General features: G+C 59.9%; 20 protein-coding genes. 10 read left to right on the top strand and 10 right to left on the bottom strand.

Annotation, left to right across the window (positions count from 1 at the left end; genetic code table 11):
- From D109_RS0116830 to D109_RS0116845, 4 genes are read right to left on the bottom strand one after another with little or no spacing between them, the layout of a single operon-like run.
- Positions 1 to 1,722 (bottom strand): thiamine pyrophosphate-binding protein, encoded by a 1,722-nt coding sequence (locus tag D109_RS0116830; RefSeq protein WP_017477907.1) that lies wholly within the window; start codon positions 1,720 to 1,722, stop codon positions 1 to 3.
- Positions 1,719 to 2,912: an enolase C-terminal domain-like protein gene (locus tag D109_RS0116835; protein ID WP_017477908.1), complete on the bottom strand. Its 1,194-nt coding sequence runs from the start codon at positions 2,910 to 2,912 to the stop codon at positions 1,719 to 1,721. Before D109_RS0116835 ends, D109_RS0116830 begins: the two co-directional genes overlap by 4 nt.
- Entirely contained in the window at positions 2,899 to 3,777 is an 879-nt protein-coding gene (locus tag D109_RS0116840) for an alpha/beta hydrolase (RefSeq protein WP_017477909.1), read from the bottom strand. Before D109_RS0116840 ends, D109_RS0116835 begins: the two co-directional genes overlap by 14 nt.
- A gap of 15 nt (positions 3,778 to 3,792) precedes the next feature.
- The gene (locus tag D109_RS0116845) at positions 3,793 to 5,448 is read right to left on the bottom strand and encodes a GH3 auxin-responsive promoter family protein (RefSeq protein ID WP_017477910.1); all 1,656 of its coding nucleotides are present in this window, start codon (positions 5,446 to 5,448) and stop codon (positions 3,793 to 3,795) included.
- A gap of 314 nt (positions 5,449 to 5,762) precedes the next feature.
- Between D109_RS0116845 and D109_RS0116850 the strand changes: the two genes are divergently transcribed.
- The 5 genes from D109_RS0116850 to D109_RS0116870 all read left to right on the top strand — a co-directional run bounded on the left by D109_RS0116850 (position 5,763) and on the right by D109_RS0116870 (position 10,631).
- The gene (locus D109_RS0116850) at positions 5,763 to 6,749 is read left to right on the top strand and encodes an aldo/keto reductase (RefSeq protein WP_017477911.1); all 987 of its coding nucleotides are present in this window, start codon (positions 5,763 to 5,765) and stop codon (positions 6,747 to 6,749) included.
- 21 nt (positions 6,750 to 6,770) lie between these two features.
- The gene (locus tag D109_RS0116855) at positions 6,771 to 7,925 is read left to right on the top strand and encodes a hypothetical protein (RefSeq protein WP_017477912.1); all 1,155 of its coding nucleotides are present in this window, start codon (positions 6,771 to 6,773) and stop codon (positions 7,923 to 7,925) included.
- A 10-nt stretch (positions 7,926 to 7,935) separates the two neighbouring features.
- The gene (locus D109_RS0116860; protein WP_017477913.1) at positions 7,936 to 9,315 is read left to right on the top strand and encodes an MFS transporter; all 1,380 of its coding nucleotides are present in this window, start codon (positions 7,936 to 7,938) and stop codon (positions 9,313 to 9,315) included.
- Between the two features lie 40 nt (positions 9,316 to 9,355).
- Positions 9,356 to 10,186 (top strand): phytanoyl-CoA dioxygenase family protein, encoded by an 831-nt coding sequence (locus tag D109_RS0116865; RefSeq protein WP_017477914.1) that lies wholly within the window; start codon positions 9,356 to 9,358, stop codon positions 10,184 to 10,186.
- Positions 10,187 to 10,247: 61 nt separating this feature from the next.
- On the top strand, positions 10,248 to 10,631 hold the full coding sequence (locus tag D109_RS0116870) for a hypothetical protein (protein WP_017477915.1): 384 nt from the start codon (positions 10,248 to 10,250) through the stop codon (positions 10,629 to 10,631).
- A 268-nt stretch (positions 10,632 to 10,899) separates the two neighbouring features.
- On the opposite strand, the gene D109_RS0116875 is transcribed toward D109_RS0116870, so the two are convergent.
- Positions 10,900 to 11,622: a response regulator transcription factor gene (locus tag D109_RS0116875; RefSeq protein WP_017477916.1), complete on the bottom strand. Its 723-nt coding sequence runs from the start codon at positions 11,620 to 11,622 to the stop codon at positions 10,900 to 10,902.
- A gap of 171 nt (positions 11,623 to 11,793) precedes the next feature.
- Here D109_RS0116875 and D109_RS0116880 point away from each other — a divergent pair, with 171 nt between their 5' ends.
- The 3 genes from D109_RS0116880 to D109_RS0116890 all read left to right on the top strand — a co-directional run bounded on the left by D109_RS0116880 (position 11,794) and on the right by D109_RS0116890 (position 15,617).
- On the top strand, positions 11,794 to 12,045 hold the full coding sequence (locus tag D109_RS0116880) for a hypothetical protein (RefSeq protein WP_017477917.1): 252 nt from the start codon (positions 11,794 to 11,796) through the stop codon (positions 12,043 to 12,045).
- Positions 12,046 to 12,311: 266 nt separating this feature from the next.
- Positions 12,312 to 13,307: a FecR domain-containing protein gene (locus tag D109_RS0116885; RefSeq protein ID WP_032868698.1), complete on the top strand. Its 996-nt coding sequence runs from the start codon at positions 12,312 to 12,314 to the stop codon at positions 13,305 to 13,307.
- 18 nt (positions 13,308 to 13,325) lie between these two features.
- Positions 13,326 to 15,617, top strand: coding sequence for a CHASE2 domain-containing protein (locus D109_RS0116890; RefSeq protein ID WP_017477919.1), 2,292 nt, complete (start codon positions 13,326 to 13,328; stop codon positions 15,615 to 15,617).
- Between the two features lie 180 nt (positions 15,618 to 15,797).
- Here the strand turns inward: D109_RS0116890 and D109_RS0116895 are convergent, their stop codons facing one another.
- The 4 genes from D109_RS0116895 to glyQ form a co-directional block, all read right to left on the bottom strand.
- A complete protein-coding gene (locus tag D109_RS0116895) occupies positions 15,798 to 16,568 on the bottom strand; it encodes a 1-acyl-sn-glycerol-3-phosphate acyltransferase (protein WP_010168506.1) in 771 nt (256 codons plus the stop codon).
- An 84-nt stretch (positions 16,569 to 16,652) separates the two neighbouring features.
- Positions 16,653 to 17,192 carry a D-glycero-beta-D-manno-heptose 1,7-bisphosphate 7-phosphatase gene (gmhB, locus tag D109_RS0116900; protein ID WP_177325529.1) on the bottom strand — a complete coding sequence of 180 codons (540 nt, stop codon included), beginning with the start codon at positions 17,190 to 17,192 and terminating at the stop codon, positions 16,653 to 16,655.
- The gene (gene glyS, locus D109_RS0116905) at positions 17,192 to 19,246 is read right to left on the bottom strand and encodes a glycine--tRNA ligase subunit beta (protein ID WP_017477921.1); all 2,055 of its coding nucleotides are present in this window, start codon (positions 19,244 to 19,246) and stop codon (positions 17,192 to 17,194) included. Before glyS ends, gmhB begins: the two co-directional genes overlap by 1 nt.
- Positions 19,243 to 20,196 carry a glycine--tRNA ligase subunit alpha gene (gene glyQ / locus D109_RS0116910; RefSeq protein ID WP_003213601.1) on the bottom strand — a complete coding sequence of 318 codons (954 nt, stop codon included), beginning with the start codon at positions 20,194 to 20,196 and terminating at the stop codon, positions 19,243 to 19,245. Before glyQ ends, glyS begins: the two co-directional genes overlap by 4 nt.
- An 81-nt stretch (positions 20,197 to 20,277) precedes the next feature.
- Between glyQ and D109_RS0116915 the strand changes: the two genes are divergently transcribed.
- Both D109_RS0116915 and D109_RS0116920 read left to right on the top strand, forming a co-directional pair.
- Positions 20,278 to 20,835, top strand: a complete 558-nt coding sequence (locus tag D109_RS0116915) for a DNA-3-methyladenine glycosylase I (RefSeq protein ID WP_017477922.1) — start codon at positions 20,278 to 20,280, stop codon at positions 20,833 to 20,835.
- A 40-nt stretch (positions 20,836 to 20,875) separates the two neighbouring features.
- The gene (locus tag D109_RS0116920; RefSeq protein WP_017477923.1) at positions 20,876 to 21,763 is read left to right on the top strand and encodes a lysophospholipid acyltransferase; all 888 of its coding nucleotides are present in this window, start codon (positions 20,876 to 20,878) and stop codon (positions 21,761 to 21,763) included.
- Positions 21,764 to 21,896: 133 nt separating this feature from the next.
- Here the strand turns inward: D109_RS0116920 and D109_RS0116925 are convergent, their stop codons facing one another.
- Entirely contained in the window at positions 21,897 to 22,208 is a 312-nt protein-coding gene (locus D109_RS0116925; RefSeq protein WP_003213608.1) for a lipopolysaccharide assembly protein LapB, read from the bottom strand.
- Between the last annotated feature and the right edge of the window lie 13 nt (positions 22,209 to 22,221).

Below are 22,221 nucleotides of genomic sequence, written 5' to 3' on the forward strand. Positions count from 1 at the left end.
CTAGAGGGTCTTGATTTCAAGCAGGGCGGGTTTTCCGTGGGTTTCCATATAGGCCAGGCAGTCGGCGATCTTTTCTTGAATCGCCGCTGGGGTGTCGGCGCTGCCGGGGCTATAGAGGTCGAAGGTTTTCGCCAGGGCGACAAAATCCACTTCGTTTTCAAGGAAGCTGGTGCCCAGGTTGGACAGGTCGCTGGGCCGCTGGCGCAGGTCGGCAATGCGTTCGGCGTGTTGCTTGGAATTGAGGTAAAGGCGGTTATTGATCACCAGCACCAGCAAGGGAATGTCGTAGGCCGACAAGGTCCACAGGGCGCTCGGGGTATAGAGCAAGTCGCCATCGGATTGCAGGTTGACGCTCAGCCGGCCAGTGCCTTTGTGGGCAACGGCCGCGCCGATGGCTGCACCCAGGCCATAACCCAGCCCGGCGCCGCCGCTCATGCCGATGTAAGCCTCGCTACGTTCGATCGGCCAGAGCTGGCGCACCAGGGTGTCGATGGTCACGCTGCCAGTGTTGGTGAGTACCCAACGCTGATGGCCGATGGCCTCATGGATCGCGATCAGCGCCTGGGCGATGGTCAGGCCATCGGCAGGTTGGGTGACCTGCGCAAGCAACGCTTGGCGGCGCACCTGCTTGTGCGCCGTAATACGCGCGATGCGCTCATTGACCAAGGCCTGTGCCGTGCTATCGCGCTGTTGAGCGGATGCCTGCACCGCCTCGGCAATACGTGCGATGGAGGCGACCACGTTGGCGTGCAGGGCCAGGTCGGCGCACACCAGTTTCTGGCTGTCGGCCACCCAACTGCTGATGAGCAGCGAGTGGGTGCTCAGGGTGGCGATGTACAAACCTGGGTGGGGTTTCTGCCCGGAGTTGGCCAGCAGGCCATACAGGTCCTGGACTTCCAGGGCCAACAGAAAGTCGCATTCGCCCAGCAGGTGCGCATCATGGTCCTGGAAGACCAGAGGGTGGGTATTGGGCACGTTATACCGGCCATTGCGTGAAATCACTGCGGCGCCAGTGAGGCTGGCGATGCCCAGCAGCTGTTCGGCCTGCTTATCGTCGAGTGCGGCGTAGTCGATGGCGATGATGGGGTGCCGCGCGTTCATCAACTGGGTGACCAGTTCGGCCAGTTGCTGATCGTCCAGCGCCGGCAAGCGTTCCGGACGCACCGGCCCGGCGGGCAGCGAGAGCCCGTCGGCCAATGACTCTTCCTGAACCGCACTGTCGATGGCGACATAACACGGTGCATGGGGCTCGGCGGCGCAGAGTTTGAGCGCGCGTTGCACCGACTCCAGGGTGGCGGCCTGGGACACGGGCATGTCCGTCCATTTGGTGTAGCCCGAGAGGATTTTATCGATGCTCTGGGATGTGTGAATCCAGTCGATCCACGGGCGACGCAGGGCCGCATCGATCGGGCCATTGCCGCCCAATACCAGCAACGGTACGCGGTCGCACCAGGCGTTGAAGATGGCCATGCTCGCGTGCTGCAGGCCGATATTGGCGTGCACCAATACCGCCATGTGTTTGCCGCTGGCCTTGTAATAACCGTGGGCCATGGCCACCGAGATTTCTTCATGGCAGCACATCAGGATGGCTGGCACGGCAGGGTCGGGGTGATGCACCAGCGAGTCATGAATGCCGCGAAATGATGCGCCGGGGTTGAAGCAGACGTACTCGATGCCCTGGTTGATCAACAGATCCACAAGCAAATCGGAAAAATACTTCATCGCGCACGCTCCATGTGGTGGGGTAAATAGGTGTGTTGGTCTGCGCCGATGGCGCAGCGGTAGGGCTGTACGTGGGCGGTCAGCCGCCCGCCAAGGCCTGGTTGCATTTGAGCTGGCAAGTGAATGGCGTTGTGTTGCCGGTCTATCGCCGGCATGGGTTCGAGCAGGTGGTCGTCGAAAAAGCGGTCGTGCTGGCCGGCCTCCACGCCGATAAAACCGTCGAAGGCCACCAGCAGTGCGCGGTGGGCGGCAATCAGCGGGCCGACTTCAGCGACCTGCACACCCAGGTAAACCGGCAAGCCCCAGCTGCGGCATTGCTCGACCATTTTTGCGCTGCTGAGCAAGCCACCGCATTTGGCAATCCGCAGGTTCACCGCATCCAGCGCCTGGTGTTGCCAGGCGCGCTCCAGGCTCAGGGGCGAGGTGACCGACTCGTCGAGCATGATCGGCACGCCATGCTTGAGGCGCGCCTGGCGGTAATCCTCCAGGCTGCCGCGCGGCAAAGGCTCCTCGAATAACGCCACGCCGAGCTCGCCAAACTGCCGGGCGCTGCTGTGAAGTTGCGTGGGTGACCAGCTCATGTTCGGGTCGACATACAACGCCAGGCTCGGCGCCAGCGCCCTGATGCTGTCCAGGCGCTGTTGATTGGCCCGGGCATCGCTGGCCAGTTTGAGCTTGAGCGAGCGCAATGGTTTGCGCTGTTCGAGGAACGCGTGCACCGGTTGCGACAGGTCGAGCACCTGGGTGATGTTGACCTGGTCGGGCAGCGCGCGGCGCGCCGTCGGGGGCGCCTCGCTGATGCGCAGCAGGAAGGCGGACAAGGGCAGGCCGGCCTGTTGCGCCAGGGTGTCGAGCAGTGCCATTTCTACCAGGCAGCGGGTATTGTTGCCCAGGCTTGCATCGATCTCGCCGGGCAGGCCGTGCTCATAAAGCGCGCGGCCTCGGTCGACCGGATCGCCGCTGGCCAATGCTTTTGCCAAGTACGCGAAGTCAAGGCTGCGCAGTTGGGTCAGCACCGACTCGCAGTCTTCGCCGGTTACGTAGCGGCGCGGCGCGCATTCACCGATCCCGGTAAAGGCACCGAGCGTCCAACTGAGCACCACGCTGTCTGAAGTGAGGCGTCGGTGGGCGCCATGCACGAACGGATTGGCCATGGGCTGGCGCACGAGGTAGACCTCAGGCGGCGTCATAGGCGTAGCGTCCGTTGGCTTTGACGAAGTCGGCGGTGAACTGCACGACCTGCCCCATGGCCGGGGTAAAAAACAGGTAGTGCTTGTCTTGATTCACCAGCAGGGTCGAGCCGTTGCGGCACAGGCGCTGGAAGTGGCCCACCGTGGCATTTACGTCTACCAGCGGATCTTTATTGGCGCAGATAAACAGGCTGGGTGCGTCGATAGGACGGGCGTCGGCCGCCAGGTAAACCTTCTCCAGGGCCAGCAATTTCTTGCGTTCGCGATGCTGCAGGTGAGTGGTCGCCAGTGCATCGTTACGGATAAATTCGACCAGGTGCGGGTTGGCGGTGAAGTCTTCGGCGTCGAGCCCCGAATCCCACAGGCTCTGCCGGTCGTCCAGGTCGATACTGGCGCGCTCCTGCTCACTCAGCCGGTCGTGCATCTTGCCCAGCCACGCCGAGCAGATGACCAGATTGTCATAGGGTAATTGCGGGTAAGTGCTGCTTGCGATGGCGGCCAGCACCGACCCGCCCAGGCAGTGGCCGAACAGGCACAGCGGAATGTCGTCGGGCACTTCACGGCGAATGTGCTCGATGGCCGCCGCCGCATCTTCTTGCAGCGTGCGCACATCCGGGAAGCCATGTTTCTGGCCGCTACTGATGCCGCACCCTTCGCGGTCGAGGGCGTAAAACGCGATGCCCAGGTTGGCGAAGGCGTTGCCCACCGACCACAGCCAGCCAGCGTGGCTTTGCAGGCCATGAAAATACAAAATGGCGCCTTGCGGCCGCTGCGGACGCCAGGCGTGCAGGGCCATGCGCCGATCTGCCTGAGCCAAGTGGTGGACTTCACGCGCAATGCTGTGTGCAAACAAGTGCATATTCATGAGTGCCTCTCAAAGTCAGAAGTGCTGGATGCCCAGCAGGGACAGGTCCGGTTGGAAGGGCTTGTATTTGATCTGCAGGGTTTTTCTCGCGGCCTTCTCGCGCTCGATGGCCATGGAGATCGCGTTGCAAGGCACCGTGATGACCTTGATTTGCCCCAGGCGCTTGCTGGAGCGCTTGGACTCGTACTCGATATTGATCGCCTGCAAGTGCCCGTCGAGCAGCTGGCTGAGGGTCTGCGACTCGGCGCACGACGTGCCGCTGGCCTCGATGGCGACAGCGTAGTAAGGCGTTTCGTGCCAGACCGGGGCGCACAGGTATAGCCCGGCATTGGGAATGCCGCACATCTGCACGGCTTCGTGCAGCTGGGTCTCGGTAATTTTTTCGCCGGTAAAGGAGTGCATGACGCCGTTGCGCCGGCTGAAACTGATGCGCGGTACGCCACGGTAGTAGCCGTGCACGCGGTAGATATCGCCGGTGTACATGCGGACCATGCCGTTGCCCTGCCACATGACCAGGTGGTATTCGTCGCCTTCTTTGAGTTGGTCCAGGGCAACGGTTTCCGGTTGTACCTGGTCGCGTACCAGCGCATCCATGTCCACCGACACGGGGATGAACTCGAAGAACGCCTGATCCACCGCCAGCGGCTGGCTGTCCTGGTCAGCGTCCACCGGTAGGGTCACCACGCCTTCGGTACCGCACGACATGAAGGGCAGCACCTTGGCCTGTCCCATGATCCGTTCCAGCTGAGGCTTGTAGAGTTTGGCCGATGCTGCCGTCCAGCAACTGAAGCGCTCAAGCCCCGGCCATACATCGGTCAGCGACACCCCGTCAGCGGCGAGCACAGCCTCCAGCCGTCGCGCGGCAGCCGGGTCGGCTGCGCGCAAGAGGTTGCCGGTATGGGCGCCGTCATGCAGGTCACGCAGCAGACGCTCGCGGTTTTCCAGCAGGCTGTGGTGCAGGGAAAGTAAGGTGCTAGGGTTGATGGCGGTGAGCAGTCTTACGTCTTCGCCCAAGGTCCACAGCAGCCGCGCGTACATCTTCTGCTCATGGCTGGCATCTTGGGTCGGCGTGAACCACGGGGCTTCATACCAGGGTGGGTTCCAGTCGCCGCTGCCGATTTGCGGGTGGCGGTTGCTGATGGCCTGGTAGGGCAGGCCTTCCACGTACTCGTTACTCGGGTCACGCACGGTCTGGGTGTCCAGCGTGGCCCAGGGGTTTGCATGCAGCGCCGGGTAGTCATGGCCAAAGAAGCCCCACATGGCCTGGATGGCGGGCACCCGGTACTGGCGGATCCAGTGCAACGTGTAAGGAATTCGTTTGGACTGGCCGGTGGTGCCGCTGGTCTTGAGCCAGCGCACCACCGGGCTGCAGCTGAGTATCCCGCCTTTTTGCTGGCCTTCACGCACCAGGATTTCGCGGAACCCTTCGTAGGTCATGACCGGGATGTTGGTGCGGGTGATGCGGCCGTTGCAGTGGCTGACCTGAAAGCCGTTTTCCTTCCAGAACAGTGATTTCTGGCACACCGAAATGATGTCCTCAAGCACGTGCTCCTGCGTCCTGAGGGGTTTGTCGAGCCTTTCCAAATAGTTCGCTTGCGCTTGGGCGCATTCAGCTTTGAAGGTCGGCACCCTGCGTTCCCAATGGCCGATCCAAGAGTCCATCTTGCCCATGCGTTCGTCCTCGATCACGTGAAAGGAAAGAGAGACTGGTATGTCTCTGTTTGGAGTGTTTAGTCTCTCGAAATTTATGTGTCAATATGTTTCTTGTTATTGGATCCAATCATTTGGTTTGTATGACGAGATTAATGAAACGTTTATTTTAGTGACCAACTATTTGTTATTTAGAGATTTTTAGGTGATTTTTCGGGGTGTGCTTTCGACGTTGAGCCAAAAATTAAATTTTATTTATTGAAATTTTGTGTTGACGGAGAAGCGATAATTTGAAAATTATGTAGAACGATCAGTATCACAAGGAGGGCGATTCCATGGTTTCCAGGATCATGTTGGGTACTCAAGGGCTGCGTGTTGGCCGCATTGGCCTTGGCTGCATGGGCATGAGCCAGTGGTATGGCGCGACGGATGACAATGAATCGGTGCGCACCCTGCACCGCGCGCTGGAGCTGGGTGTGGACTTCTTCGATTCGGCCGAGGCGTATGGGCCGTTTACCAACGAGCGACTGTTGCAGCGTGCGTTTGCCGGTCGGCGTGAAGAAGTGGTGATCGCCACCAAGTTTGGTTTCCGCATCGTCGACGGTCAGATCATTGGCGTCGACAGCTCCCAGGGCAATCTGCAAAAGGTTGTCGAGGCCTCCCTCAAACGGCTGGGCACGGACCACATCGATGTGCTGTATCAGCACCGGCTTGATCCCACTATTCCCATCGAAGAGGTGGTAGGCGCGATGGGGCGTCTGGTTGAGCAAGGCAAGGTCAACTACCTGGGCTTGTGTGAGGTGGGGACAAGCACGATCGAGCGCGCCCATAAAACCCACCCGATATCCGTGGTCCAGGGCGAGTACTCGTTGTGGGAGCGCAATGTCGAGCAAGAAATCTTGCCGCTGCTGCACAACCTGGGGATCGGCTACGTCGCATTCTGCCCCTTGGGCCGTGGGTTTTTGACCGGCAAGGCCGTCAGCGCCATGCACTACGACGCCAATGACTTCCGCCAGCAGGACCCGCGCTTTCGCGAAGAAAACTTCGCCGCCAATACCTTCCTGACCGAGTCGATTCTGGCGCTGGCCGCCTCTTGGTCGATGACACCCGCGCAACTGGCGCTGGCCTGGTTGCTGACGCGCAGCCCGCACTTGGCGGTGATCCCCGGCACCAAGCGTGTGGCCTACCTGGAAGAAAACGTAGCTGCCGACGACTGCGTGCTCAGCAATGAGCAGCTTCAGGCGATCGAGGCCTTGCTGGGGCAGTGGGCGGTTGCCGGTGAGCGCTACGAGCAGCGAATGATGCAGTTCATCGACCGATAGGCACTGCCAGGGAGGCTAGCCATGCAATCGCACCGCTTGCTCGACGAAACGGAACAGCGCTTTCACCAGAACTTTTTGCAACGTAACGGCAACACGCAGGTGACCTCGTTGCTGACGGTGCCTGGGTGTGTGAGCCCTGTGCAGGCCCGCAAAGCGTTCGCGCAGTTGGTGGCGGAGTACCCGTTTCTGCACCAGAAGATTGTGCCTGTCGGTGACGGCCAGTACGGGTTCGTGCCGGTCGAAAATCACGTGCAGTCGTCGACCAGCACGACGCCACCGTCGCGGCGTACCGACGTGTTGCTCAAGCTTGAATTGAACCGCTTGCTGGGGGATCAAGAGGGCTGGCGCGCGTTAGTGGTTGCCGATTCCGAGATCAACCAGACCCATATTCTGTTGACGCGTAACCATGCGATCTCCGACGGCTACAGCACTGCCAGGCTGGTCAACAGCCTGGCAGGTTACCTGGGCGCGACGCCCGCGAGTCACGATAGTCGGGTGTCGCAGGCGTTCCATATCCGCCTGAAGCATTGGCGCGGGTCACCCCTTGAAACCGGTAAAGCCAGCTACGCCGATTTTGTCCAGTTGCAGGTCAGCAGCCAGGCCGCAGAACGCCTGGATCAACTGCGCGCGGCGTCTGGCTTCACCACCAATACCATTTGGGGTGGGGTGCTGGCGCACAGTTATCTCAGCTACGCGGATGTGCCGGCGTTCGACTTGTTCACCGCGTATTCATTGCGTGAACCCGCCAGCCATGGCCATCCGTTGACCAAGGCCTGCCTGATCGATGTGCGCAAAACCACGTTTGCGCGCCAAAACCCAGGCGTGCTCGGCTGTATTGAGCGCTATGCGCAGGCGGTCGCCGAAGGCCGGGCGCAACTGGGCGCACCCTCGGCCAGTGCGGCCGACAGCCCGCGGCCCGCGCTGGCCTTTACCAATACCGGGCCGCTGGACCGCTTCTTGACTCACCCCGCGCCGGCCGTGCTCGGGTTTTCAACTTTGGTTAACCGCTCCGGCGGCAACTACGACTTCGTCCTGCACCTGGGCAGATTCAATGGCAACTGGCATGCGGCGCTGGCGTTCAGTTCGCTGAAAGTCGAGCGCGCTACGGCACTGGCGTTCAAGGCGCAGATCGAGGCGACCCTGGAGTCGCTGCCGGCTGCGCTCCACACCTCCTGAGGAATTGATGATGGATACTTCCAGTAACAAGAAGCTGACGCTGTTCGCCACCTGCCTTGGCTTTGTGGTGGTGCTGCTCGACGTGAGCGTAGTCAACGTGGCCCTTGAAAGTTTCAAGGCCGAGTTCGCCACCGACGTGCTGCAACTGCAATGGATCGTCAACGCCTACACGCTGTTGTTTGCCTCGTTTTTGCTGACCGGCGGCGCGTTGGGTGACCGGTTTGGCCACAAGAAAATCTTCTTGTGGGGGTATGCGGTCTTTACCTTGGCCTCGCTCGGCTGCGGCCTGGCGGACACCTTGCCTGCGCTGATCGGCTTTCGCGCGCTGCAAGGCATTGGCGCGGCACTATTGGTGCCTACTTCCCTGGCGCTGGTGCGAATTACCTTTGAGGTGCCCGCCGAACGCAGCAAGGCCATTGCCTTGTGGGCGGGCGTTGCCGGTATCGCGCTGGCCGCCGGCCCGGTGGTGGGCGGCTTGCTGATTGGTGTGTTCGGCTGGCGCAGCATCTTTTTCATCAACCTGCCCATTGGCCTGATCGGCATTGTGCTGTGCCTGGTCAATGCGCCACGTATCCCGGCCAACCACAAAGGCGGGTTCGATTTGTGGGGGCAGTTGCTGGCGTTGTTTACCTTGGCCAACTTGACCTACGCGGTGATCGAGTTGGGCCGCCAGAATGGCGTCGACCTTCGCGTCGCGGTGCATGCCGTGTGCTTTGTCGGCGGCTTGCTCGGGTTTTTGTGGGTCGAGTCGCGCACTGCCCGGCCGATGGTGCCGCTCACGGTGTTCAACAACGCGGCGTTCAGCCTGGCCTCGATCCTGGGCGTGATCGTGAACTTCGTGTTCTACGGGCTGATTTTCGTGTTCAGCATTTTTTTACAGCAGGTAAATCACTACTCGGTGATCAATACCGGGCTGGCCTTTATCCCCATGACCGGCGTGCTGTTTTTCGGCAATCAACTGGCTGCCCGCTGGCTGCCCAAGTTGGGTGAACGGCGCCTGCTGGCGCTGGGCCTGGCCATCGCGTTGCTCGGCGTGGTTGCACTGACACCCTTCGTGGGTGGCGCGCCTTACGTCAACATCGCCGTGCAAATGTTTGTGATCGGCTTCGGTATTTCACTCACGGTGCCCACCTTGACCGCCACCGCTGTCAACCACGTCAGCAGTGATAAGTCCGGCGTGGCCTCGGCCATCGTCAATGCCTCGCGTCAAGTAGGTGGCCTGATCGGAGTGGCCATCTTCAGCCTGTTGATCAACGTGACCGATGCAGCCCAGTTCGGCCACGGGTTCGCCCAAGTTATCGCCTTGTCCTCGCTGCTATTGGCAGCGGGCTGGGCGTTGACGCTCGTGTTGTTGCGCAAGCAACCCCTGGCCGCGCAATCGGCCGCCTGAAGCAGTGCTCAATAAACCCTGGAAGCGATGGAGATTGAACATGCAAGCAGTCATGAAGACCGAGGCAAATTCCGGCTACGCGCCGCGCCAACTGGATGCCCAGCAAATCCTGGATTTTCGGGCCAATGGGTGGATGAAGCTGGAAAATGTGATCAACGCCGAGACGGTGCAGATGTTGCTCCAGGAGGCCAAGACCCGCATGGGCGAAGTGGCGCGCACGGTCGATCGCGACGACCCGGGCAAGCAGATCGAGAATGCCTACCGTTGGTATGCGCGTTGGGATGAAGTCTCCAGCACCTGCCCGCAGATCAAGGCGCTCAGCCATTCGCCTCAGTTGGCCAGCATTGCTTCGCAACTGGTGGGCGAGGAAGTGCGGTTCTATTCCGACCACGTGTTTGCCAAGAACCCCGAGTCCGAGGCCGGTGGCGACACCCCTTGGCATCAGGACTTTCCCCACCATCCTTTGGATCGGCAGGGCGCGCTGAATATCTGGATCGCATTGGTCGACCTGACGCCGGAGATGGGCACCATGCAGTTTCTCAGCCGCAGCCATCGGGCGGGCATGCTAGGGCGTTACTTCAACCGCCGCGATAACGTGACCTTGCTCGACGAGCATCCTTGGGTTCTGGACGAGTTCGAGATGTCGCCGCCGATTGCACTCAAGGCCGGCGATGCCACGGTGCACGACATGAACGTGATCCATGCGGCGCCCGCCAATAGCTCCAATGTGCCGCGCTGGGTGTATTCCACCCTGTGGCTGCCGGTTTCGGCGCGCTACACCGGCGCCTCGAACCATCGTACCGATCCGCTTGGGCTGACGCTCGACATGCCCATGGAGCACCCCAAGTTTCCCGTTATCCCGACCCGTTGACAGCCTTGTACTCCGACCGGCGCTTGCCGGTCGGCGTTCTATTACGTGAGGGGAACTGAACATGCCACATGTCTATCTTGAGTACACCGCCGGGGTGGCTGACGAGGTTGATTTCAAAAGTGCCTGCCAGCGTCTGCATCGAACACTGGTGGAGGTGTCGGGGTTGCGACTGGACCTGGTCAAAACCCGTCTTGTCAGCTACGACCACGCGTTCGTTGGCGATTGTGACGAGCGCCAGCATTTCGTCCACCTCAACGTCTCCACGGTGACCGGCAAGGCCGGTGACGATGAGCAGCGTCGCGCGATCAGCACGGCGCTGCTGGAGGTGATGGCCGATATCTTCGCGCCTGCGTTGTTGCGACATAAAGTTGATCTCTCGGTGCAAGTCACCGAGGTTCCGGCCAGTGGCTATGTGCGCAAACGATCGACGACCTTGCTGCCGTGAGTGCGATGTAAATAACGAAGGCCGTTATTCACAAAATTGTTCAGTCGCAGTCAGTTCGATGAAAAGTTTTTTGGGAGATCTCAAATAGCCGCCGCACACTTTGCCAAGGGGGGAAGGAGTACGCCTTTATTAAGCTACTGACGAGAGATCTTTCGACTGCCTGCCTTCGGAGCAACCATGAGGCGGCGTGCCCACGTTCCACGTGGAACCAAATATTGTGTGAGGCGAACAGGCGTTTCTTATGTATAAATGCTCCACGTGGAACATCTCACTCGTCGGAGGCAGCTGTCACGCTCTCCAACCGATACCCATACCCATAGATGGTGAGCAACTGCCAACCCCGATCCGCAGTCAGCCCGAGCTTATTGCGCAGCCGATAGATATGCGTATCCAGCGGCCGCGAAGACACCATTTCCTCATGGGTCCAGAACCGCTCATACAGATACTCCCGAGACAGCGGCCGCGCCAGATTCTCAAACAGACAGCGAGCCAGGCGGTATTCGCGCTCCGTCAGGCTGATGGGCTTCCCTGCCCTGCTTACCGTGAGCTCAGCATCATCAAAGGTCAGGTCGTTGAAGGTCAGCACTTCGCTCGCCGCGGACTTTTGCAGGCCGTGGCGCCGCAGCACTGCATTGACCCGCGCCTTAAGCTCGTTAGGGCGAAACGGTTTGCTGACGTAATCATCGGCGCCACTGTTCAACGCCTGGACGATATCGCTCTCGGCATCGCGGCTGGTGAGCATGATGGCGGCCGGGGGAGCTTCCATGTGCTCGCGGGTCCAGCGCAATAATGCCAGGCCGCTGAGGTCAGGCAGTTGCCAGTCCAGGATCAGCAGGTCAAAGGTATCCCGGCGCAATTGGCGCAGCAGGTCTTCTCCACGCTCGAAGCAGTGCAGCGTCCATGGCTGATCCGCAGCGCTGGGGATTTGTCGCAGTGTCTGTTCTACCCGCCGCAGTTCAGCAGGTTCGTCATCCAGTATTGCGACACGCATGGCAGGGTCCTTTCTTATTGAAGAATGCGGGCATGAATCTGAACAATTATGGCCAGATTCTCAGGCCGTCTGAATCTCTCGGTACGCTGATATCAAATGGCCGTAGCCATTGGAAATCGTCAATACCCAAGCTGGGAAGATACCGGCTCGAGACCTTCAGGAAAAGGATCAATGGCAATCTGGTTTTATGCTGTTTCGAGACGTGTGATTGTTCTGGAAAAGATTAATGTGTGGGGGCGATTGGTATTGGTGGTAATGGCGGCAACCTTGGGGACCGAAACGGTGGGGGCATCGAAGCCTGTGATACCTGCATCATTCGATGAGCGTCAAACCCTGAGTGAACCCGGTAACGGCATGGGCTTCGCCAGCTCACCCTTTGAGCCGCTCAGCGAACAACAGCAGAACCAACGCTGGGTGTTTTAAGCAACGCCAAATCTGAACAAATGTTGCGAATCGATCCGATGCACCTATCTTGTAGGTAAATTCGCTGTCGCTGGATGACACACGGATTGGAGCGAGGGAATTGCTCCGGCACAGGGATGTGTCATCTTCTGCATAGATCCCACGCCCCAGACATTTCGGCTATCGACTGGATACCTCATCGAGTATCGTAGGCGGTATTCAAGGTCTTCCCGCGCAAGACGCTTCCTGAACGTGCTTTCTGATGACCCATTAGAACTAGAATCTTGATGAGCGCCATGACCTTTTTCCCATGCCGATTCCGCTTTGCCGTTTCTACCCTGTTGGGTTCTGGCTTGATCATTACGCTTGGCGTAGTGAGTCTGTCGGCCTTGGCACGCCCCGCCCCTCCCCGCGCCCCCTATATCGATGACAATCAGATGTGTCGCGCGCAGCCTCTGCCGGCGGCGGTGCAGCACCTGACCGGCGAAGCCTGGAAACTGGATGCCAAGGGGGTGTCCACGGCCCTGGAAGAAGGCATGCTCGTTGATGAACAAGAGAGCGTGAAAACCTCACCCGGCGCGTTTGTCAGCCTGTTGCTGGGGGACGGTTCGCGGATCGTCTTGCCGTCCAGTTCTCAGGTCCGATTGCACCTGGTTGAAGAACAGTCCATTCCCCAGGTGATTCTTGAAGAAGGTCAGGTCGAGGCTTACGTGATCAAGCGTGCCAGCGACTATGACCGTTTCCAGATCATGACCCCGGTGGGCGTCCTGGGTGTGCGCGGCACGCATTTCCGTGTGCGCAACGATGGCGAACAATCGCTGGTGGAAGTGCTCAATGGGCAAGTAGCGGTCAATCGTGATGACGCTCTGCCGACCCCGCGGCCCATCAAGAAGAAGCCGATTACCGGGCCGGTTGCTGGCGAAGTAAAAGTCGACGCGCGACAGGGGCTGGCGTTCAAAAAACAAGGCGAACTCAAACCCGTGGAACTGCTTGATGCACCACGGTTGGTCGGCCAGGACGGCCAGAAGGGCGATGCGCCGGTTTGGACCCTGTTCCTGCGTCCCTTGGCCGGTGCCCAGCGTTACAGGGCTCAGGTCGCGACCGATAAGGAGTTTCTCAACATCAAGCAGGAAAACTTTTCCGACAAGCCGCAAATGCACTTCACTGGGCTCAAAGCATCGTTCTATCACGTTCGTTTGTCAGCCTATGATGAACACGGGCTTGAGGGAGAAACCGGGGTCTATGACATCTTCTATTACCCGCCCGCGAACCGCGTGCAATAGCGCTCCGGACGCTCGCCGGTGAGGCTGTGGCACAGGGCTGAAAAGCGCCAACCGACTCAGGCTCAGCGCCTGTTCAATGGCCTGGTGCGCGAATGGCTCTGGGTCAGCCTGTTGCTGTTACCCATCACGGCATTCCTGTCCCTGAGCCCGGGCTTTTCTCTCAACAACCTGCTGTATGACAGCCTTCGCCGACTGGCGCCTTTGCCGGTGGATCCACGCATTTTGCTGGTGACCATTGATGACCGAAGCCTGAAGGAACTCGGCCAATGGCCGTGGTCCCGGCGCGTACACGCCGACCTGCTTGATCGGCTGAGCGCCGCTAAACCCACGAGTATTCTGTTTGATGTGATCTTTAGTGAGCCCGCCCGGAAGCCGGCCAATGACCTGCGCCTGGCCGAGGCGATGTGCAACGCCGGCACTGTTCTGTTGCCGTTGATTCGCGAAGGCACGCCCCGCTACGACCAACCTGTGGCGCAAATCCTGCCGGTGCTGCCCTTGCGCGATTGTGCCAGGGGCGTCGGCCATATCAACGTTGAAGCTGACGGCGATGGTATCGTTCGAAGCCTGTATTTGCGCGAAGGCCCGCCAGGCAACATGACGCCCCAACTCGCTTGGTTGGCGTTTGAACTGAGTGGCCAGCCATCCGTCATGCCGGGAGCGCTCGGTCTGACGGACATCAACACCTGGCAGCGTGAAAATTCCATTCGAATTCCGTTCATCGCCAGCCATGCCGGCTTTCCCAGCGTGCCATATGTCAGCGTATTACGTGGCGAGGTGCCGCCTGAGCTGCTGAGAGACCGCTTGATCCTGATCGGCGCCACTGCGCCGGGGATGGGCGACCGGTACGTCACGCCGCTGTCAGCCAGCGTCGGCACCACCCCCGGTGTGGAGATCCAGGCCAACATCCTCAATGGCTTGCTGCAAGGGCGTAGCATCGTCGACTTGCCCGCGTGGATGGCGACACTGCTGGCCACTGGCATGGTCGCGCTGCTATTGGGCTCACTGTTGTTTCGTCCGCGTTATGCACTCTGGCTAACCCTCGGTTGCATGGGCGCCGCGCTGCTCGGTTCTTGGGGGCTGTTGCGCCTGGGCCACTGGTGGTCCCCGGCGGCTTGCCTGATCGGCATGTTGCTCAGCTACCTGATCTGGAACTGGCGGCGCCTGAGCGTGATCCTGGCCTACTTCGGTTGGGAGCTGGCACGCCTGGACAACGAACCCAAAGTGCTCCCGGAGCGGCGTAGGGCGCCCGCCAGCCAAGGTGATGTATTACAGGGACGGATCTTTGCCCTGGAACAAGCGGTCAGCCGTACCCGGGACACGCGACGCTTTATGGCCGATGGCCTGGAGTGTTTGCCGGTAGCAACCTTGATTACCGATCCCAAGGGCAACGTCCTGCTGGCCAACCGGATTGCCCGTGATGTATTCGGCAATGAGCTGGTGGCGGAAAACCTCTTGGAACAGCTCGCGGCATTGGGGTACCCACCGCTGCAGGACGGCGTTCGCCCTGCCCTGTCGGCACTGGAAATCGTCGAATTCTGCGACACTCATAACCGTAGCCTGCGCCTCGACCTGGCCCCGCTGCTGCCTGCGGACGGTGACGTGGCATTGGGCTGGCTACTCAGCCTCACAGACCTGAGCATTGAGCGCGATGCCCAGCAGCAGCGGGAAACCTTGCTGCGCTTTCTGTCCCACGACCTGCGTGCTCCGCATTCGGCGATCCTCGCCCTGTTGGATGTCCAGGACACTGCAACGCCAATATTTGCCCAGATCGAACAACAAGTCCGTCGCGCCCTGAACCTGACCGAATCATTCGTGCAGCTGGCGAAAGCCGAATCTGACGGCTACCAATTCCAGCCCAGCCTGTTCGCCATGCTGGTGCTCGACGCATTTGATCAAGTCGCGGTGCACACCCAGTTGAAAGGCATCCATCTGGTTCACGATCTGAATGAAGACGGTGAGGAAATGGTCTGGGCCGATCAATCACTGCTGACCCGTGCCTTGTTCAACCTGTTGGAGAACGCGGTTAAATACAGTCCTTCGGGGACCACCGTGACGTTGAGCCTGACCAGCAGCGAGGATGGTTTGGAATGCCGCATCAGCGACCAGGGGCGAGGAATCGCTGCACAGGACTTGCCAGAACTCTTCGCTCAATACCGGCGCTTCGCCTCCGCTCAAGGCAGTGAAGGATTGGGGTTGGGCCTGACCATGGTCAAAGCCGTCGTGGATCGCCATGGTGGGCGAATTGGCTGCGAAAGTGTGGTGGATAAAGGTACGACCTTCATCCTTCAACTGCCGTTATGGAAAGAGTGAACTGTTGCTTTTTACCTGTGCATAAAAAACCGGTCTCAAGGACCGGTTTTTTAATGCGGAAAAAACTTATGCACCTTTTCTGCTGTTTTATTAGCTTGAGAAATATGTAATCAAATCAGAAGCCTACAGGCGAAAAAGGGCAATTCGCCAACAAACCGTACACAGGTTATCCACAGAAACTCAAATCACCGGAGTGTCGACGACAACCGGCTCCGGCGGCAGCGAACCCATGGCTCTTTGTTGCGCTTCATTCCAAGCCTGGGCACGGTCGTTCAGCGCTGCAATAGCGCGTGGGCCTTCGCCCTCGGCATACATCGGTTCGCCAATCACCACAGTGATGGTGCCTTCACGCTTGGCCCAGCCGGTCTTTGGCCAGAACTTGCCGGCGTTGTGGGCAATCGGCAGCACCGGCAGGCCGGCGTTCACCGCCAAGGCCGTACCGCCACGTGAGAACTTGCCCACAGTGCCGTAGGGCACTCGCGTACCTTCGGGGAAGATCAGCACCCAAACGCCGTCCTTGAGCAGCTCGTCGCCCTTCTTGGCCACATGCTTGAGTGCCGCCTTGGGGTTGTCGCGATCGATGGCGATCGGGCGCAGCATGGCCATGGCCCAGCCGAAGAACGGCACATACAGCAGCTCACGCTTGAGCACCTGGCTCAGGGGCGAGAAGTACGCAGACAGGAAGAAGGTTTCCCAGGTGCTCTGGTGGTTCGACAGAATCACGCAAGGCTGGTCAGGGACGTTTTCGGCGCCCTTGATCTCGAAACGAATGTTCAGGAACACCTTGGTCAACCACAACGCGCAGTTGCACCAAAAGACGTTGATGAAACGATAGCGCGCCTTGAACGGCAGAAAAGGCGCGATAAAAAAGCTCAGGGTGCACCAGAGGAAAGAACTGGTGCCCAGCAGCAGGTAAAAGAAGAAGGTTCTGATGGCCTGCAAAATCGACATGGCGGCATTTACCGTTGCGGGACAACGCCCGCCTGTTAAAAGCGCGCTCCCGAACAATCCTTGGTCAGGAAGTCAGAAGGGCTGCTAGTTGTTGATAAGTTCTGCGGCAACCGCCGCCAGATCGTCAAAAATCAAGGTACCTACCGGCAGGGTTTTAGCCTGGGTCTTTTCGCCTTTCCCGGTTTTTACCAAAACTGGCTGAGAGTCGACGGCTTTGGCAGCTTCCAGGTCACCGAGGCTGTCCCCGACAAACCATAGACCAGCCAATGGCACGTTGTAATGTTCAGCAATAGTTTTAAGCATACCCGGTTTGGGCTTGCGGCAATCGCAGCCTTCATCCGGGCCGTGCGGGCAATACACCACCAGCCCAATTTCACCGCCCTGCTCGGCCACCAACATGCGCAGGCGCGCGTGCATGGCGTCGAGGGTGGCGATGTTGTAGTAGCCGCGGGCGATGCCGGACTGGTTGGTGGCGATGGCCACCGTCCAGCCCGCTTTGCTCAACTGCGCGATGGCCTCGATCGAGCCGGGCAGTGGAATCCATTCCGCCACCGATTTGATGTAAGCGTCGGAGTCGTAATTGATCACTCCGTCCCGATCGAGAATCAGCAGTTTCAACATGATCAGCCCAGTACGGAAATGTCAGCGATATTGATGAACAAGCCACGCAGACGCGCCAGCATGGCGTAGCGGTTTTTCCGCACACCCGCCTCTTCGGCATTGATCATCACCGCTTCGAAGAACGCATCCACCGGCTCACGCAAGGTGGCCAGGCGCGCCAGTGCTTCGGCGTAGTTACGTTCGGCGATCAGCGGCTTCACTGCGTTTTCTGCCTTGGCGATGGCCGAGTTCAGCGAGAACTCCTTGGCATCGGCAAACAGGCCGGGGTCGACTTCGGCATTGCCGAGGTTGTCGGCCTTGCTCAGCAGGTTCGACACGCGCTTGTTCACCGCGGCCAGGGCACCGGCTTCCGGCAGCTTGCGGAAGGCCTGAACGGCCTGCACGCGTTGGTCGAAGTCCAGCGCCGAACCCGGTTGCAGGGCACGTACCGACAGGTACACCGAAACGTCCACGCCTTCGTCTTCGTAACGCGCACGCAGGCGGTCGAAGACGAACTCCAGCACTTGTTCGGCCAGGCCCGCTTGCTTGACCTTGGCACCGAACTGGCCGACAGCGAACACCACGGCCTGGGTCAGGTCGAGGTCGAGTTTCTTGTCGATCAGGATCCGCAGCACACCCAGGGCCGCACGGCGCAGGGCATACGGGTCTTTGCTGCCGGTAGGCAACATGCCGATACCGAAGATACCGACGAGGGTATCCAGTTTGTCAGCGATGGCCACGGCCGCACCAGTGAGGGTGGTCGGCAGCTCGGCGCCAGCACCGCGCGGCATGTACTGCTCGTTCAGCGCCAGGGCGACGTCTTCCGGCTCGCCATCATTGAGGGCGTAGTAGTAACCGGCAACACCTTGCATCTCCGGGAACTCGCCAACCATCTCGGTGGCCAGGTCGCACTTGGACAGCAGGCCGGCACGCGCAGCCCAGGCAGCATCGCCACCAATGCGTGGCGCGATGTAAGCCGCCAGCTTGGAAACGCGCACGGCCTTGTCGTAGACGCTGCCGAGCTTTTCCTGGAACACCACGTTTTGCAGGCGCAGGTTGAAGTCTTCCAGCTTCTGCTTTTTGTCTTGCTTGAAGAAGAACTCGGCGTCAGTCAGGCGCGGACGAACGACTTTCTCGTTACCGGCGATGATCTGCTGCGGGTCCTTGCTTTCAATGTTGGCCACGGTGATGAACCGAGGCAGCAACTTGCCCTCGACGTCCAGCAGGCAGAAATACTTCTGGTTGTCCTGCATGGTGGTGATCAGTGCTTCTTGTGGCACGTCCAGGAAGCGTTCCTCGAACGAGCACACCAGCGGCACTGGCCATTCAACCAAAGCCGTCACTTCGTCCAGCAGGCTTGGCGGCACGATGGCGGTGCCTTCCTGCAGGCGCGCCAGCTCTTCGGTGCGCTTGCTGATCAGCTCGCGGCGCTCATTGGCATCGGCCAGCACGTAGGCAGCCCGCAGGTCAGCAGCGTAGTTGGCCGGCGAGGTGATGCGCACGGCTTGAGGATGGTGGAAACGGTGACCACGGGAATCACGGCCGGCCTTTTGGGCGAGGATGGTGCAGTCGATGACTTGGTCACCGAGCAGCATCACCAGCCATTGGGTCGGACGCACAAACTCTTCCTTGCGGGCACCCCAGCGCATGCGCTTCGGGATAGGCAGGTCGTTCAGGGAATCTTCAACGATGGTGGGCAACAGGCTGGCAGTCGGCTTACCGGTGATGACCTGGCTGAAGCGCAGTTTCGGGCCGCTCTGGTCGATCTCGCTCAGCTCGACGCCACACTTCTTGGCAAAACCAAGGGCGGCTTGAGTCGGGTTGCCTTCAGCATCGAAGGCGGCCTGGCGTGGCGGGCCGTCGAGGTTGATGCTGCGGTCCGGCTGCTGGGTTTCCAGCGCGGTGAGCAACACCGCCAGGCGACGCGGCGCGGCGTAGACCTTCTTCGCTGCGAACTTCAGGCCAGCGGTTTGCAGGCCTTTTTCGATACCGGCCAGAAACGCGTCGGCCAGGGTGTTCAGTGCCTTGGGAGGCAGCTCTTCGGTGCCCAGTTCAACCAGGAAATCTTGAGCACTCATTGTGCAGCCTCCAGCTTAGCCAACACTTCATCACGCAGGTCCGGGGTTGCCATCGGGAAGCCCAGCTTGGCGCGAGCCAGCAGGTAGGCTTGGGCGACGGAACGCGCCAGGGTGCGTACACGCAGGATGTATTGCTGGCGCGCGGTGACCGAGATGGCACGGCGAGCATCCAGCAGGTTGAAGGTGTGGGATGCCTTCAGAACCATCTCATAGCTCGGCAACGGCAGCGGCTGATCCAGTTCGATCAGGCGCTTGGCTTCGCTTTCATAGAAGTCGAACAGCTCGAACAGTTTCTCGACGTTGGCGTGTTCAAAGTTGTAGGTCGATTGCTCCACTTCGTTCTGGTGGAACACATCGCCATAGGTGACCTTGCCGAACGGGCCGTCAGCCCACACCAGGTCGTAGACCGAATCCACGCCTTGCAGGTACATGGCCAGGCGCTCGAGACCGTAGGTGATCTCGCCGGTCACCGGGTAGCACTCGATGCCACCGGCTTGCTGGAAGTAAGTGAATTGCGTCACTTCCATGCCGTTGAGCCAGACTTCCCAGCCCAGGCCCCAGGCGCCCAGGGTTGGCGATTCCCAGTTGTCTTCGACGAAACGGATGTCGTGGACCAGCGGGTCCAGGCCGACATGTTTCAGCGAGCCCAGGTACAGCTCCTGGAAGTTGTCCGGGTTCGGCTTCAGTACCACCTGGAACTGGTAGTAGTGCTGCAAGCGGTTCGGGTTTTCGCCGTAGCGGCCGTCAGTCGGGCGACGACTGGGCTGCACATAAGCGGCGTTCCAGGTTTCCGGGCCAATGGCCCGCAGGAAGGTAGCGGTGTGGAAAGTGCCGGCGCCTACTTCCATATCGTAGGGCTGAAGTACCACACAACCTTGCTCGGCCCAGTATTGCTGGAGGGCGAGGATCAAGTCTTGGAAGGTACGCACGGCTGGCGTAGGCTGGCTCACGAAATTCACCTGTTACTTGGGCTGCGATTTAAAGAGCGGGAGTATACCCGATTCGGCCGCGCCACCATCCCCTGGAGCCTTATGCCACGCTGCTTTTGGTGTTCTGAAGATCCGCTGTACATGGCTTATCACGATCAGGAGTGGGGAACGCCGCTGCGCGATGCGCAGGGACTGTTCGAGTTGCTTTTGCTCGAAGGGTTCCAGGCGGGCCTGTCCTGGATCACCGTTTTACGCAAACGCGAGCACTATCGAAAGGTCTTGTTTGGCTTTGATGCACAGCGTTTGGCCCAACTGAGCGGTGCCGAGATCGAAGCGCTGATGCTCGATCCGGGCATCGTGCGTAACCGCCTGAAACTCAATGCCACTCGGCGCAATGCCGCCGCCTGGCTGGCGCTGGAGGACCCGGTGGGGTTGCTCTGGTCGTTTGTCGGAGGGGTGCCCAAGGTCAATCATTTCAAGGATCGCAGCCAGGTTCCGGCGATTACGCCTGAAGCGGAAGCCATGAGCAAATCCCTGAAAAAAGCCGGCTTTACGTTCGTCGGACCCACCATCTGTTACGCGTTCATGCAGGCCTCGGGCATGGTCATGGACCACACTCAGGACTGCGACCGTTACGCGGACCTGGCCAACGCCGGTTAGAATGGCGGCTTTGCGCACCACACACGATCAGGAGTGACCTGTGGAAAAGTTTAAAGGCGCCTTGCTGGTAGGCGCTCTTCGGTTGTTTGCCCTGCTGCCTTGGCGCGCGGTGCAAGCGGTCGGTTCGGCGATTGGCTGGATCATGTGGAAAACCCCCAACCGCTCCCGCGAGACGGTGCGGATCAACCTGTCCAAATGCTTCCCCGACATGGACCCGGCCGAGCGCGAGCGCCTCGTTGGACGCAGCTTGATGGACATCGGCAAGTCCCTGACCGAAAGTGCCTGCGCCTGGATCTGGCCGGCCCAGCGCTCCATCGATCTGGTACGCGAAGTCGAAGGCCTGGAAGTGCTGCACGAAGCCCTGGCCTCGGGTAAAGGCGTGGTGGGCATCACCAGCCACCTGGGCAACTGGGAAGTGTTGAACCACTTCTATTGCAGCCAATGCAAACCGATCATTTTCTACCGTCCGCCCAAGCTCAAGGCGGTGGATGACTTGCTGCGCAAGCAACGGGTGCAACTGGGCAACCGCGTGGCGGCGTCCACCAAGGAAGGCATCCTCAGTGTCATCAAGGAAGTGCGCAAAGGCGGCCAGGTGGGCATTCCTGCCGACCCGGAGCCGGCAGAGTCCGCCGGGATCTTCGTGCCGTTCTTCGCTACCCAGGCGCTGACCAGCAAGTTCGTGCCGAACATGTTGGCGGGGCACAAGGCGGTTGGGGTGTTTCTGCATGCCCTGCGGCTGCCGGATGGCTCGGGCTACAAAGTGATCCTGGAAGCGGCGCCGGAAGATATGTACAGCACCGACACCGCCACTTCATGTGCGGCAATGAGCAAGGTGGTGGAGCGGTATGTGGCCGCTTACCCAAGCCAGTACATGTGGAGCATGAAGCGCTTCAAGAAACGCCCGCCGGGTGAGGCGCGGTGGTACTGATATACGGCTGACTCAAGGTTGGCACAAAACTGATGTGGGAGCGGGCTTGCTCGCGAAGGCGGTATATCAGACACAAATTCGGTGACTGACACGACCCCTTCGCGAGCAAGCCCGCTCCCACATTGGGGTCTGCCTAAGCCTGGCGGTCGAGTTTCTTCAGGAACACTGTCATTTCTTTTTCGGCCTGCTTATCGCCATGGGCCAAGGCTGCTTCAATACCCTTCTCCCAAGCCAACCGCGCCGCAGCATTATCACCCTGCCCCAACTGCGCCTTGCCCAACAGCTTCCACGCCGCCGAATACTTCGGATCAAACTCGACGCACTTCTGCAAATGCTCCGCCGCCTTGGCATTGTCCTTCAGATCCAGATAACCCTTGCCCAAACCAAACCGCAGCAGTGAATTATCCACACCCTTGGCGAGCATTTTTTCCAGGGATTCGAGCATGTCGGTCACTCCG

It is taken from the genome of Pseudomonas sp. PAMC 26793, assembly GCF_000313235.1.
In the GTDB taxonomy this organism is placed as follows: Bacteria; Pseudomonadota; Gammaproteobacteria; order Pseudomonadales; family Pseudomonadaceae; genus Aquipseudomonas; species Aquipseudomonas yamanorum.